Consider the following 13,394-nt stretch of genomic DNA (forward strand, 5'->3'; position numbering starts at 1 on the left):
TGGGAAGTGATGCCTGAAACAAGTATAATGTCGGCAAATCGAAATACAGCAAGACCAGTCAGCTCGTGCACAGTATTCCTTTAAACCGCAGCAACGCTGCATTCTTCACGCCCCCACTATGTTGATTCTGCCGGGCTCCAACGCCCTGTCCTCTTTCCGTAGCCAACGCCTCCTCAACCAGCTTCAAGCAGTTCTGCCGTCCATTACGTCGGTCCAAGCCCGCTTTATCCACTTTGTCGACTCCGCTTCGCCCCTGTCCGAAGACGATCTGAACCGCATGAATGGCTTGCTGACCTACGGCGAGCCAGCCTTGCCGGAGCATGCCGAGGGCGTGGTGGAAGAGTTTGTCGTCATTCCCCGTTTCGGCACCATTTCGCCATGGGCTTCCAAGGCCACCGACATCGTGCACAACTGCGGCATGGCGCATATCCACCGCGTGGAGCGTGGCGTTGCGTACCGTATCAACCTGAAGGGCGGCATCCTGGGAACCGGCCTGGGCGCGGCCAGGAGGCTGGATAGCGAGCAGGCGCAAGCTGTTGCCGCGCTGCTGCACGACCGCATGACCGAATCCGTGCTGCGTCACCCGGACCAGGCTGCCGGCCTGTTCTCGAGCCTGGAAGCCAAGCCGCTGGAATCGATCGACGTGATGGGCGCCGGCCGCAATGCGCTGGAAAAGGCCAATACCGACCTGGGCCTGGCGATGTCGGACGACGAGATCGACTACCTGCTGGAAGCCTTCACCAACGCCAAGCGCAACCCGACCGACGTCGAACTGATGATGTTCGCGCAGGCCAACTCGGAGCACTGCCGCCACAAGATCTTCAACGCCGACTGGACCATCGACGGCGTGGCACAGGACAAATCGCTGTTCAAGATGATCAAGAACACGCACGAGAAGAACCCGCGCGGCACCGTCGTGGCTTATTCGGACAACTCCTCGATCATCGAAGGCGCCGAAGTGACCCGCTTCTACCCGCGCGAAGGCCAGGAATACGCGCCGTCCACCGAGCTGGTGCACACCCTGATGAAGGTGGAAACCCACAACCACCCGACCGCGATTTCCCCGTTCCCTGGTGCTTCGACTGGCGCCGGCGGCGAGATCCGCGACGAAGGTGCAACCGGCCGCGGCTCTAAGCCCAAGGCAGGCTTGACCGGCTTTACCGTGTCCAACCTGATGATCCCTGGCGCCGTGCAGGCGTGGGAAAACGCCGCCAACGTGACCGCTCCGGTCGGCAAGCGCGACGAAAGCCAGGTGTACGGCAAGCCGGAGCGCATCGCTTCGCCGCTGCAGATCATGATCGAAGGCCCGCTGGGCGGCGCGGCATTCTCGAATGAATTCGGGCGTCCCGTGCTGGGTGGCTACTTCCGCACCTACGAACAGAATATCGGCCAGCAGTTCGCCGGCGGCAAGGACACCGTGATGGGCTACCACAAGCCCATCATGATCGCCGGCGGTATCGGCAACATCTCCGCTTCGCATACCCACAAGAACGACATTCCGGTCGGCAGCCTGCTGATCCAGCTGGGCGGCCCGGGCATGCGCATCGGCATGGGCGGTTCGGCTGCCTCGTCGATGGCGACCGGCACCAATACCGCTGACCTGGACTTCGATTCGGTCCAGCGCGGCAATCCTGAAATGGAGCGCCGGGCCCAGGAAGTCATCAACGGCTGCTGGCAATTGGCCGACAAGAATCCGATCATTTCGATCCACGACGTGGGGGCGGGCGGCCTGTCGAATGCCTTCCCTGAGATTACGAACGACGCCAAGCGCGGCGCGATTTTCGACCTGCGCAAGGTGCCGCTGGAAGAGTCCGGCATGGCGCCCAAAGAAATCTGGTCCAACGAATCGCAGGAACGCTATGTGCTGGCGATCGCCCCGAGCGACCTGGCCGTGTTCCAGGCCCTGTGCGAGCGTGAGCGCTGCCCGTTCGCCGTGGTCGGCGTGGCAACGGAAGAGCGCCAGCTGAAGGTGATCGACCAGGAAATGGGCAATAACCCAGTCGACATGCCGATGGAAGTCCTGCTGGGCAAGCCACCCAAGATGCACCGCGATGTGAAGCATGTCCAGCACGACCTGCCGGCCATCGACCTGACCGGCATCCAGCTGGAAGAGGCTGCCAAGCGCGTGTTGTTGCTGCCAACCGTGGCCGACAAGAGCTTCCTGATCACCATCGGCGACCGTACCGTGGGCGGCATGTCGGTGCGCGACCAGATGGTCGGCCCGTGGCAGGTGCCTGTGGCCGACTGCGCGGTGACCACCCTCAGCTACGACGGCTATGTGGGCGAGGCGATGGCAATGGGTGAGCGTACCCCGCTGGCAGTGATCGACGCGCCAGCTTCGGGCCGTATGGCGGTGGGCGAGACCGTCACCAACCTGGCAGCGGCGCCTATCAACGATATCTCCGACATCAAATTGTCGGCCAACTGGATGGCTGCCTGCGGCCAGCCAGGCCAGGATGCAGCCCTGTTCGACACCGTGAAAGCGGTCGGCATGGAGCTGTGCCCGGCGTTGGGCCTGTCGATCCCGGTCGGCAAGGATTCCCTGTCGATGCGCACTACCTGGAAGGACGAGGGCGCCGACAAGGCCGTGATTTCGCCGGTGTCCCTGATCGTTTCCGGCTTCTCGCCGGTGTACGACGTGCGCAAGTCGCTGACCCCGCAGATCCGCACCGACCTGGGCGAAACTTCCCTGATCGTGATCGACCTGGGCCGCGGCAAGAACCGCATGGGTGCTTCGGCCCTGGCGCAAGTGATGGGCCAGCTGGGCAATGCCGCGCCGGACGTGGATTCGCCGGAAGACCTGAAGGGCTTCTTCAACGCCATCCAGCAGCTGAACAAGGAAGGCATGATCCTGGCTTACCACGACCGTTCCGATGGCGGCCTGTATGCAACCCTGGTCGAAATGGCCTTCGCCGGCCGCGCCGGCCTGTCCGTCAACCTGGACATGCTGACCCTGGGCGAAGAGGGCACCATGGATCACGGCGACGCCAAGAACTGGGCCGGCCAGGTGGCTGAACGCCGCAATGAACTGACCCTGTCCGCGCTGTTCAACGAAGAACTGGGCGCGGTGATCCAGGTACGCGCCGACGAGAAATCGGCGGTGATGGACGTGCTGCGCAGCTTCAACCTGGGCGCTTGCAGCCACATCATCGGCAAGCCGAACGACCGTGGCGTGATTGAGTTCACGCGCGACGCCAAGATCATCTACTCGCAGCCGCGCGCCGACCTGCACCGCCTGTGGAGCGAAACCAGCTGGCGCATTTCCCGCTTACGCGAAAACCCGGCCACGGCGGATGCCGAATACGATCGCCTGCTGGATGAAACCGACCCGGGCATGCAGCCGAAAATCACCTTCGATATGGCGGAAAACGTCGCGGCGCCTTTCCTGGCGACCGGCGTTCGTCCACGGGTTGCCATCCTGCGCGAGCAGGGCGTTAACTCGCATATCGAGACGGCCTGGGCAATGCACCGCGCCGGCTTCGCCGCTGTCGACGTGCACATGAGCGACCTGATTTCGCGCCGTGTATCGCTGGCTGATTTCCAGGGGATCATCGCTGTCGGCGGCTTCTCCTACGGCGACGTGCTGGGTGCGGGCGAGGGCTGGGCCAAGTCCATCCTGTTCAATCCTGAAATGGCTGAGCAATTTGCCGCCTTCTTCCAGCGCAAGGACACCTTCGGCCTGGGCATTTGCAACGGTTGCCAGATGATGTCGAACCTGAAATCGCTGATTCCGGGCGCGCATGCGTGGCCGAAGTTCACCACCAACAAGTCGGAGAAGTTCGAAGCACGCTTCTCGATGGTGGAGGTGCTGGATTCGCCATCGATCTTCCTGCAAGGCATGGCCAGCACCCAGACGCCGATCGCGATCGCGCACGGCGAAGGTTTCGCCGACTTCAGCCAGACCGGCAATATCGATGAGGCAATCGGTGCGTTGCGCTTCGTGGACAATCAAGGCGGCGCCACCGAGGGCTACCCATATAACCCGAACGGTTCGCCGCGCGGCTTGACCTCGGTGACCACGCCTGACGGCCGCTTCACCGTGATGATGCCGCACCCGGAACGCGTTTCCCGCACGGTGCAGAATTCCTGGCATCCGGACGGCTGGGGCGAGGATTCGCCTTGGGCGCGCATGTGGGGTAACGCGCGCAAATTCATCGGTTAAAGGCTAAGCGCGCCTCCGGCGGGCCGCCAGCAAGGCGGCCATGCCACCGAGCATCAAGACGGCCCCGCCCGGGGCCGGTACCTGGGTCGCATCGACGAACTGGAAGTCGTCGGCGACCCAGTTTCCATTCTGTTGTCCGAGTTCGCGCCGGTCGATCCGGTAGCCTGTGATCGGGCCCAGCGCAGCGAAAATGCTGGTGTTGACGAACGACAGCGGCTCCGGCAAACCCGGATGACTTTCTGGCAAGTCGAACACGACTGAGCCCAATTCACTTGCACCATTCAGCGCCACGATCGTGACCTGGTCAGCGCCACCCTCGCCGAAACCGTAGTACTGGTTGCGGCCGAACCATGCGCCGGTCAGGATTTTATCGGTCGTGATCGTCATGCCGCTCGATCCGCTCGAATTGGAGACAAAGTAGTGCCCGGAGTGGGGAATGCCGAATAATGGGCCACTCGGCCCGCCAACGCGATATTGGTCGCCCACCACGCCGAACCTGGCATCCCAAATAACACCCTGGTATTCCAGGCTGCTGCTGGCATTTGTCCATTGGATGCCGGTCGCACTATCAAGCGCAGGAGGGAATGGCAGATCGTCGAAAGTAGCGATAACGCTTGCCATGGCAGGAGCCGCGGTAATAAAAGCGCCGCACAGGATTAACTGCCGTAATGCGAGTTTATTCATCGTCAGCCTCCATTTAGTTGTCACGAGTTTAACGCGACATTTTCAGGAGCGGCAATTGTGCGAATTATTTCTGTTGTTTTGATGCCGAATGGCGGCTAGCAGGATAAACGCTAACTTCTGGCACGTATGCGCCAGCTCCTGGCTTAAGCAAAGGGCGCGAGGTGCTTGCCGGCCTCGCGAACGCTCAGCTTCGACAAAGACGCCTTATTTTCATTAATAAAATGAGCGACATTATGTGGAGCGTGCCGCGCATAATCCCGCAAGGCCCAGCCAATTGCTTTTTGAATGAAAAATTCATTTTCATGGCCGAGCGCAAGTGAATAGCGGAACAGGCGCATTTCATCGGTTTTGCCCCGCCACCCTAATTGGTGGAGCAGGGCAATTCGCCGCATCCAGAAGCTGTCATGTTTTATCGCTTGGTCCATGCCATCGTGCCCGAAACGCAGGACATCACCGATAATCGCAGCCATGCCGTCCACCGAATCCCACCAGGATTTGCGCATGACAAAAGCCAGCAATTCCGGTAAATCGCCGGCGCTGAACTGTTTCCAGTGTGCGGCCATCAAATCCAGTGCCGCGTACTGGTATTCACGTTCCGGCAGGCGCCATAGCTCATCTGCAATGCCGAGGAGTTCAGCCGGCGGCGCGCCCTTGAACGCGCGGATGGCTGGCTTGAGTGCTTCGCGTCGCGCCGGCGTGGGAATGCCGAGGAAAGGGAACTGCTCGCGCATATAGGCGCGCATGGCTGGCACCCGCGAGGCGTCGGCCAGCGGTGCGAGGGCGGAAATGATGTCTTTGCTTGTTGGCATAATAAAAAAGCGCCCCGTGGGGCGCTTCGTGAAGATCGCCTGTAAAGGCGCATCTGGATTATTGCACTTTGGCCTTGGCCACCAGCTGGTCGCGGTACGCTGCGACTTTACGCTGGGTCAGGGATTCGGCGATCTGCGGCTTGATTTCTTCCAGCGACGGCACCTTGGCGGCGCGCGAGCCTTCCAGCTTGATCACGTGGTAGCCGAACTGGGACTGCACTGGCTTGTCGGTGATCTGGCCGTCTTTCAGGGCGACCATGGCGTCGGCAAATGGCTTCACGTAGTTGCCTGGCGCTGCCCAATCCAGGTCGCCGCCATTGGCAGCCGAGCCTGGGTCTTGCGAGGCCTTGGCCAGTTCTTCAAACTTGGCGCCGCCTTTCAGCTTGGCGATGATGTCGGTCGCTTCCTTCTCGGTCTTCACCAGGATGTGGCGAGCGTGGTATTCCTTGTCGCCCTTGGAAGCCTTGAACTGGTCGTAAGCGGATTTGATTTCTGCGTCGCTCACTGGATTCTTCTTGACATAGTCAACCAGCAGGGCGCGGATGATGATGTCCTGGCGAGCTTGTTCCAGGGCTTCTTTCACTTCCTTGTTGGCAGCAACGCCTTGCTTGGTGGCTTCCTGCACCAGCACTTCACGGCCGATCAGGGATTTCTTGATCATGTCGCGCAGTTGTGGCGAGTCAGGCTGGCCTTGGGCAGCAGCTTGCTTGACAGCGGCTTCCATCTGGGCCGATGGGATAGCTTTACCGTTCACGGTAGCGACGTTCTGGGCAAATGCAGGGGGCGCTGCAACTGCGATCAGGGCCAACAGCAGGGTGGCTGGTTTGAATTTCATTGAGTATTTCCTTAGTTAAAATAAATCCGGCGCCGCTTGGGCGCCGGATCAGGTCCGTGACGGATTATTGTACTTTGGCTTTCTTCACCAGGGATTCCTGATAGGCCTGCAGTTTCGCGCGCATCAGGGAATCGGCGATACGTGGCTTCACTTCTTCCAGGGTAGGCAGCTTGACTGGACGGGTGTCTTCCACCTTGATCACGTGGAAACCGCTTGGGGTTTGCACTGGCTTCTCGGTAACCTGGCCTTTTTGCAGGGAAGTGAACGCGTCAGCGAAGACTTTAGGGAAGTTGGCTGGAGTGCCCCAGTCCAGGTCGCCGCCGTTGGCAGCGGAACCGGTGTCCTTGGAGTTCTTGGCCAGGTCTTCAAACTTGGCGCCGCCTTTCAGCTTGGCGATGATGTCGCTTGCTTCTTTTTCGGTTTCCACCAGGATGTGGCGCACGTGGTATTCCTTGTCGCCTTCGGCGGCAACGGCGCGGTCGTATTCAGCCTTGATTTCGGCGTCGCCAACCGGGTTCTTTTTCACGTAATCAGCAGCCAGGGCGTTCAGCATGATGTCCTGGCGAGCCTGTTCCAGAGCAGTGGTAACGTCCTTGCTCTTGGCCAGGCCTTGCTTTTCCGCTTCCTGGATCATTACTTCGCGGCCGATCAGGGACTTCTTGATCATTTCGCGCAGTTGAGGGGTGTCTTGCTGCTGGCCTTGGGCAACGACTTGCTTGACCAGGGCGTCAACTTTGGCGGTCGGGATGGCTTTGCCATTGACGACAGCGGCGTTCTGGGCGAAAGCTGGTGCAGCGGCAACGGCGATAAGTGCGAGCAGCAAGCGGGCTGGCTTGAAAGTCATTTAGTTTAATTCCTAGGGAAAGTTTACTGAATTGCGGGGATTTTGGGCTGGTTCGCCGAGATGTCTCTACTATTCAACGATCGAGGTTCTTTTTGATGTTTCCCAAAAACTCCGCGCATATCATACTTCGGACGGTGCCAATGCGGTAATGGCCAATGCATGAATTTCTTTATGCATCATATCGTGCACGGAATCATACACCAGACGATGGCGCATGACGAGTTTCACACCTTCGAATTTAGTAGAGACAATTTTCAGCCTGTAATGTCCGCCGCCGGAGGCTGCGCCGGCATGGCCGGCATGCAGCGCGGATTCATCTTCCAGCACGATTTCCGATGGCGCCAGCGAGGCTTCCAGGCGCTCGCGAATCCTGGCAAGGCGCGGGTCGCTCATGCTTCATCCTTAATATGTTTAGAGAGGTAGAAAGCCTGTGCGATAAAGAACACCAGCATCAAACCGGTAACTCCGAAAGCCTTGAAATTGACCCAGGCGTCGTTATCGGACTTGAACAGGATGAAGGCGACAAAGAGGTTCACAAAACCCAGCACCAGCCAGAAGGTAATCCACATGAAATGCAGGCGCACCCAGACATGTTCCGGCAGTTGGACCTGCTTTTCCATCGCCAGGCGGATCATGTTTTTATCGAAGAAGCGGTACGCCACCAGCATGGCCGTCGCAAGCGACCAGTAAATAATGGTTGGCTTCCACTTGATAAAGTCATCGTCGTGGAAATAGATGGTCATGCCGCCGAATACGATAAACACTACCAGGGAAACCCATAGAGCCCCGTCGACTTTCTTGCGCCGGGCCAGCAGATATAACACCTGGGCAGCGGTGCCGATAATGCCGACAATAGTCGCGACCACGATCGGCGCCTGCGATGCCGGAATCGCTCCGCCGGAAACCAGGCCGCCAAGATGGGCATTCAGCATGGCATGCGCGGCTTCCTGGTGACTGCCGGCAAATTTGTAGCTGACAAAAAACAGGATCAGCGGAAACAGGTCAAAAATAATCTTCATCTTTTCAAGGCTTCGGTTCAAAGCGCAGCGAGGCCGAATTAATGCAATAGCGCAATCCGGTCGGCGGCGGGCCATCAGGGAAGACGTGGCCCAGGTGGGCATCACATACTGCACAGATGATTTCGGTGCGCAGCATACCATGCGAGCGATCCGTTTTCTCTATGATATTCGCAGGATCGAGCGCCTTGAAGTAACTCGGCCAGCCGCAGCCGGAATCGAATTTGGCATCCGACTCGAAAAGCGGGGTGTTGCAGCATACGCAGGTGTAAATGCCATGCTCGTGGTGGTCCCAGAACTTGCCCGTAAATGCGCGCTCGGTGGCGGCATGGCGGGTAACCTGGTATTCCATCGGGTCGAGCTGGGCGCGCCATTCGGCATCGGTCTTGACAACTTTGTCGCTCATTGTTGATCTCTCACGAAGAGCAGCTTACCGAGAGCTGGCTGGACCAGTCTGGCGGAAAGCCTGCATATTGTTCATTCTCTGCTTGTTCGTCGAAGGGGCGTTCGAGCAGGGTCAAGAGGCGCTCGACTTCGGAAAAGTCCTTATTTTGCGCCTTTTCGATGGCGAGCTGTGCCATATAGTTTCGCAGCACATACTTGGGATTGACCTGATCCATCGCAAGTTTGCGCGCAGCATCGTCGCTGTTTTCGGCGCGCAGGCGCGCACGATAAGCTTCGGCCCATTGATCGAAAGCGGGGCGATCGATGAACAAGTCGCGCAAGGGTTCGTCGCCTTCCGAGCTGCCGGCGCGCAAGGCGCTCAGGCGGCGGAAGAAAATCGTGAAGTCAGTGTGGTTGGCTTGCAGGATGGCAAACAGGCCGTCAAGCAGTTCGCGGTCGCCTTCTTGCGTGGTAGCCAAACCGAGCTTGGCATGCAGCAGCTGATCGATGTGACGCGCGAACTCCGGCTGGTAGACGTCGAGCGCTTCCTGGGTCAGTTCGACTTCGCCAATCAGCGGCAACAAGGCTTGCGCGAGGGCGTAGCAGTTCCAGTGACCGATCTGCGGCTGGTTGGAATACGAGTAACGGCCACGCTCGTCGCTATGGTTGCAGATCTGGTTGGCGTCGAATCCGTCCATGAAACCGAAGGGGCCGTAATCGAGAGTCAGCCCCAGGATCGACATATTGTCGGAATTCATTACACCATGCATGAAGCCTACTGCTTGCCAGTGCGCAATCATGCGCGCGGTGCGGCGGGTCACTTCTTCCAGCAAGGCAGCGTACGGGTTTTCCTCGTCGCGCAGGGAAGGGTAGAAGCGGTCGATGACGTAATCGGCTAATTGCTTGAGTTCATCCGGCTTGCGATTGTAGTACCAGTGTTCAAAAGAACCAAACCGGATGAAGGTTGGGGCCATGCGGACGACGACGGCCGCGGTTTCGATCGATTCGCGCACGATTCCCTGGTCAGAACCGACTACCGACAAGGCGCGGGTGGTCGGGATGCCGAGGCCATGCATCGCTTCCGAGCACAGGAACTCACGGATGGACGAGCGCAGCACGGCGCGTCCATCGCCCATCCTCGAGTATGGCGTCATGCCGGCGCCTTTCAGCTGCAACTCGATCGGGCCCTCGGGAGTGGCTAGATCGCCGAGCAGGATGGCACGCCCGTCGCCGAGCTGGCCGGCCCAGACGCCAAACTGGTGGCCGGAATAGACAGCCGCAAGCGGCTTCGAACGCTCCGCGAGGCGGTTGCCGGTCAGGATATCAACCGCTTCTTGCGTCGCCAGCGTTGCTGGTTCAAGACCAATGAGGCGTGCAGCCGCAGGACTCAGCCCAACAAGGTAAGGCGCCGGCAATGGAGTCGGCATCAGGTGAGTGTAGAACGCTGGCGGCAAACCTGCGAAGGAATTTTCAAACTGGAAGTTAGTAGCGCTCATGTCCAGCGCATTTTAACGCAGGCACCCGATGCCGTCTTGCGCCCTAAGGGAAACCTAAGTTTCCGTACGAAATCAGTGGTGACTTTCATGTCAATGTCGAGAATTCTTACAATTTTTGGGGTCAAGATTTAACTGCTGAGGTTAACCGATTGATTTCGTTGGTGAGTAACTTTTAGGCACGCTATATGCGTATAGGAGTTCGTACCATAATAAAAGGGGGTGTAACATGAAAAGTATCAAAACTGCGCTGGGTGTCTTGGGAGCAGCACTGCTGATGGGGGTTGCTCCTTTGTCTCATGCGGGCGAATGGACGCTCAATTTTAATAACGCCAACGTCTACACCGGAGACGCGCCACCCCTGCAGTCTGGGGCGACTGCAACCGACTCGTGGGCGCAACTGAAGTTTACCGACTATGGCACGAATTATGTGGACATCAGCCTGAGCGTCGCAACCGGCGTGCTGGAGTCTGGCATCTATGTGAACGACTGGTGGTTCAACGGTGATGCACTGGCCCAGACCGGAACGTTCTCCTTGTTAAGCGGGGTGAACGCCAACACCAGCATCTGCTCGGATTGCCAGAACGGAACCGGGTCCGGCAGCTACGATGGTGTGTTCCATTTTGTGAATGCGAACCCGGGTGAGCTGGCGCAGGGGAACGAATCGGTCTGGCGTCTCTCTGTCGACCTAAGCGAGACGCTAAGCGTCAATGATTTCATGTTCCTGTCGTGCATGCCAGGCCGTACCTGCGGAACGGACGGCTTGTTTGCAGCAGTGCATGTCCAGGGCTATGCATCTTCCGCTAAATCCGGTGCCTGCGTGGACGGAGAAGAAAACTGCAATCCGCCTGAATGCCCTCCAGGCGACACACGTCCGGAATGCGGAGGCGGTGAACAGGAAATTCCAGAGCCTGCTACGTTGGCTATATTCGGTGTCGGCCTGCTGGGTTTGGCGCTCAGCCGCCGACGCAGTATCCGCTGATCGCGACCTGATGAAAAAAACGGCAGCCAAGGCTGCCGTTTTTCATTGGAGAGCCGCTTACTTGCGTACGCTCACGCTGCTGGCAGCAGTGTTACCGGCGCGATCACGTGCGACTGCTTTCAGGGTATGGCTGCCGTTGCTGGGTTTCCAGCTGTAGGCCATGCTCGATCCGCTGCCCGAAGCAACCAGCGCGCCGTCCACGTAAAGCGACATCGAAATCCCAGCCGCGCCGCTATTGTCCGATGCATTCACGGTAACGTTGACGTTGCCGTGAACGGTGCCGCCATTGCTTGGGTTGGTGATAGCCACAACGGGCGCAACCGTGTCGGTCGTCGGAGAAATGGTGGTGGTACTGTTCGAGACGTTCACGCTGACTGGCGTGGAAGAGGTCACATTGCCGGCAGCATCACGCGCGACGGCCGTCAGGGTTGCCATACCGTTGGCAACGCCTTTGGAATCCCACGCAAAGCTAAATGGGCTGCTCGCATCGCTCGCTACCACCGTGCTATTGACTTTCAAGTCCACGCGCGCCACGCCGACGTTATCAGCAGCGTTGACGTTGACCGAGACGATGCCCGACACCGTGCTGCTGCCCAGCGGGGCAGCGATCGAGACCGTTGGCGCAGTGGTGTCGGCCGTGGTTGTGGTACCCGCAGCTTTTGCTACGGCAGCCGAAGCATTCACACGGCCATAGCCGAAGTAGATGTCGCGGCCGGCAGTGCCCAGGTCGACAGCGGTGGTGAACAGGATGCTCTTCACCTGGTCTGCGCTCAGGGAAGGATTGGCCGACATCACCAGGGCTGCCACCGCTGCGGCGACCGGGCTGGCGAAGGAGGTGCCATTGACCGCGCCGTAGCCGCCACCCTGGACAGTGGTGTAGATGCCCACGCCCGGCGCCGACAGCGCGACAAAGGCGCCATAGCTGGAGAAGCTGGCACGGTTGTCGGCCGAATCGGTGGCCGAGACCGGGATCATGGTGTCGGTCGGGGTGAAGCCTTCATCGCGGTTGTAGTTGCCGGCCGAGACGAACAGCAGGCCGCCCTTGCCTTTGAGGTAGTTGGCAGCGCTTTGCACGGCCGAGCTGGTTGGCACGTTGGCGTAGCTGATGTTGACCACGCGGGCGCCGTGGTCGGCAGCCCAGGTCACGCCGCTGGCCATGGTCGAGAAGTAGGCGTAGCAGGTGCCGGAATTGTTGTAGGCAATGCGCACTGGCATGATCCTGGCTTGGCCCGCCACGCCGGCGACGCCGATGGCGTTATTGGACGCAGCTGCCGCGGAGCCGGCAGCCTTGGTGCCGTGGCCGCAGACGTCGGCGGTGTTGGTGTTATTGTCGTAGGTGTTATAGCCTGCTACCAGGCGGCCCGAGAAGTCGGGGTGGCTTGCGTCAACGCCCGAATCCAGGATGGCAATGGTGATGTTGCCGCCCTGTGTCTTGTCCCACGCGGCGCTGGCGCCGATCTTTCCGATGTGCCATTCGCTGCCCAGGTAAGGGTCGTTGGTGGTCGCGCTGACTTCCACACGCTGGTCAAGTTCGGCGAACTTGAAATGGGGATTGTGTTTCAGCTTGTTGGCAATCGCCCTCTCGGAGCCATGCGGCACGTCAATAATATGGATATTGCTCTGACCAAGCTTCTGGGCCTTGCCGGCGCCATGGCCTTTCAAGTCTTTGGCGAACTCATCGGCAGTCAAGCCTGCCTGAGGTTCGACCAGGATACGGCCGGGAGCAAAATCAGTATCGTTGCCTGGGGCTGCAAATACGATAGGGGCGGCGCCAGCGAGGATGAGGGTGGCGATGCAGGTGCGGTTCTTCATTAAAGCAGATCCTTTTTCAAGGTTTCAGAAAAAAGGACTGCCGGCCACTCCCAAGGGAGTAGTTGGAGAGCACACCGGGGACATCAGGGTCACCTGTGTATCTGGCAGTCCAGCCGTCATGGACGCTTGCGCGTCGTTAGACCGTTGACTTTGCGTCCCGTGCTTTCGCGCGGTTTGCCTTTGTCAGACTTCAGGTTCGATAGTAATTCACGATTTACCGCGAGGCAAATGAAATTTCCCTCAAATTACATCCTGATACAAATCCGTCTGAGCATTTGTGCAAAGTTGGCTTGCAGGATTGTAGCGATTAATAATATTCAGTCAAATCAAAGGGTTAACTAATGTCGCGAAGAAATTGATATTAACTTCATTT

At 59.0% G+C, this 13,394-nt stretch carries 11 protein-coding genes and 1 riboswitch; of the genes, 2 read left to right on the forward strand and 9 right to left on the reverse strand.

The features are described 5' to 3' along the window. Positions 1 to 118: 118 nt before the first annotated feature. On the forward strand, positions 119 to 4,162 hold the full coding sequence (gene purL / locus ACN9MU_RS17190) for a phosphoribosylformylglycinamidine synthase (RefSeq protein WP_426343153.1): 4,044 nt from the start codon (positions 119 to 121) through the stop codon (positions 4,160 to 4,162). Between the two features lie 3 nt (positions 4,163 to 4,165). Here the strand turns inward: purL and ACN9MU_RS17195 are convergent, their stop codons facing one another. The 8 genes from ACN9MU_RS17195 to ACN9MU_RS17230 form a co-directional block, all read right to left on the reverse strand. Then, positions 4,166 to 4,846 (reverse strand): hypothetical protein, encoded by a 681-nt coding sequence (locus ACN9MU_RS17195; RefSeq protein ID WP_426343154.1) that lies wholly within the window; start codon positions 4,844 to 4,846, stop codon positions 4,166 to 4,168. A gap of 143 nt (positions 4,847 to 4,989) precedes the next feature. Next, positions 4,990 to 5,655 carry a DNA alkylation repair protein gene (locus tag ACN9MU_RS17200; protein ID WP_426343155.1) on the reverse strand — a complete coding sequence of 222 codons (666 nt, stop codon included), beginning with the start codon at positions 5,653 to 5,655 and terminating at the stop codon, positions 4,990 to 4,992. 58 nt (positions 5,656 to 5,713) lie between these two features. Beyond that, the gene (locus ACN9MU_RS17205; protein WP_426343156.1) at positions 5,714 to 6,490 is read right to left on the reverse strand and encodes a peptidylprolyl isomerase; all 777 of its coding nucleotides are present in this window, start codon (positions 6,488 to 6,490) and stop codon (positions 5,714 to 5,716) included. Between the two features lie 64 nt (positions 6,491 to 6,554). Next, positions 6,555 to 7,334 (reverse strand): peptidylprolyl isomerase, encoded by a 780-nt coding sequence (locus ACN9MU_RS17210; RefSeq protein ID WP_426161554.1) that lies wholly within the window; start codon positions 7,332 to 7,334, stop codon positions 6,555 to 6,557. A 120-nt stretch (positions 7,335 to 7,454) separates the two neighbouring features. Beyond that, on the reverse strand, positions 7,455 to 7,727 hold the full coding sequence (locus ACN9MU_RS17215) for a BolA family protein (RefSeq protein WP_426161555.1): 273 nt from the start codon (positions 7,725 to 7,727) through the stop codon (positions 7,455 to 7,457). Then, positions 7,724 to 8,374, reverse strand: coding sequence for a septation protein A (locus tag ACN9MU_RS17220; RefSeq protein ID WP_426335804.1), 651 nt, complete (start codon positions 8,372 to 8,374; stop codon positions 7,724 to 7,726). Before ACN9MU_RS17220 ends, ACN9MU_RS17215 begins: the two co-directional genes overlap by 4 nt. Continuing rightward, on the reverse strand, positions 8,358 to 8,756 hold the full coding sequence (msrB, locus tag ACN9MU_RS17225) for a peptide-methionine (R)-S-oxide reductase MsrB (RefSeq protein ID WP_426161557.1): 399 nt from the start codon (positions 8,754 to 8,756) through the stop codon (positions 8,358 to 8,360). Before msrB ends, ACN9MU_RS17220 begins: the two co-directional genes overlap by 17 nt. Positions 8,757 to 8,766: 10 nt before the next feature. Continuing rightward, the gene (locus ACN9MU_RS17230) at positions 8,767 to 10,230 is read right to left on the reverse strand and encodes a protein adenylyltransferase SelO (protein ID WP_426318003.1); all 1,464 of its coding nucleotides are present in this window, start codon (positions 10,228 to 10,230) and stop codon (positions 8,767 to 8,769) included. Between the two features lie 226 nt (positions 10,231 to 10,456). Between ACN9MU_RS17230 and ACN9MU_RS17235 the strand changes: the two genes are divergently transcribed. Further along, positions 10,457 to 11,209 carry a PEP-CTERM sorting domain-containing protein gene (locus ACN9MU_RS17235; RefSeq protein ID WP_426318004.1) on the forward strand — a complete coding sequence of 251 codons (753 nt, stop codon included), beginning with the start codon at positions 10,457 to 10,459 and terminating at the stop codon, positions 11,207 to 11,209. A 57-nt stretch (positions 11,210 to 11,266) separates the two neighbouring features. Here the strand turns inward: ACN9MU_RS17235 and ACN9MU_RS17240 are convergent, their stop codons facing one another. Further along, entirely contained in the window at positions 11,267 to 13,021 is a 1,755-nt protein-coding gene (locus ACN9MU_RS17240) for a S8 family serine peptidase (protein WP_426318005.1), read from the reverse strand. Between the two features lie 100 nt (positions 13,022 to 13,121). After that, positions 13,122 to 13,210, reverse strand: a riboswitch (cyclic di-GMP riboswitch). Between the last annotated feature and the right edge of the window lie 184 nt (positions 13,211 to 13,394).

The sequence above is a fragment of the Pseudoduganella sp. R-32 genome (assembly GCF_049913245.1).
Classification (GTDB): Bacteria; Pseudomonadota; Gammaproteobacteria; order Burkholderiales; family Burkholderiaceae_D; genus Rugamonas.

Bases quoted from the DNA above. Each gene is read 5' to 3' on its own strand.
- ACN9MU_RS17240 (WP_426318005.1), bottom strand. From the start codon at position 13,021: ATGAAGAACCGCACCTGCATCGCCACCCTCATCCTCGCTGGCGCCGCC.
- ACN9MU_RS17215 (WP_426161555.1), bottom strand. From the start codon at position 7,727: ATGAGCGACCCGCGCCTTGCCAGGATTCGCGAGCGCCTGGAAGCCTCG.
- ACN9MU_RS17205 (WP_426343156.1), bottom strand. From the start codon at position 6,490: ATGAAATTCAAACCAGCCACCCTGCTGTTGGCCCTGATCGCAGTTGCA.
- msrB (WP_426161557.1), bottom strand. From the start codon at position 8,756: ATGAGCGACAAAGTTGTCAAGACCGATGCCGAATGGCGCGCCCAGCTC.
- ACN9MU_RS17210 (WP_426161554.1), bottom strand. From the start codon at position 7,334: ATGACTTTCAAGCCAGCCCGCTTGCTGCTCGCACTTATCGCCGTTGCC.
- purL (WP_426343153.1), top strand. From the start codon at position 119: ATGTTGATTCTGCCGGGCTCCAACGCCCTGTCCTCTTTCCGTAGCCAA.
- ACN9MU_RS17200 (WP_426343155.1), bottom strand. From the start codon at position 5,655: ATGCCAACAAGCAAAGACATCATTTCCGCCCTCGCACCGCTGGCCGAC.
- ACN9MU_RS17195 (WP_426343154.1), bottom strand. From the start codon at position 4,846: ATGAATAAACTCGCATTACGGCAGTTAATCCTGTGCGGCGCTTTTATT.
- ACN9MU_RS17235 (WP_426318004.1), top strand. From the start codon at position 10,457: ATGAAAAGTATCAAAACTGCGCTGGGTGTCTTGGGAGCAGCACTGCTG.
- ACN9MU_RS17230 (WP_426318003.1), bottom strand. From the start codon at position 10,230: ATGAGCGCTACTAACTTCCAGTTTGAAAATTCCTTCGCAGGTTTGCCG.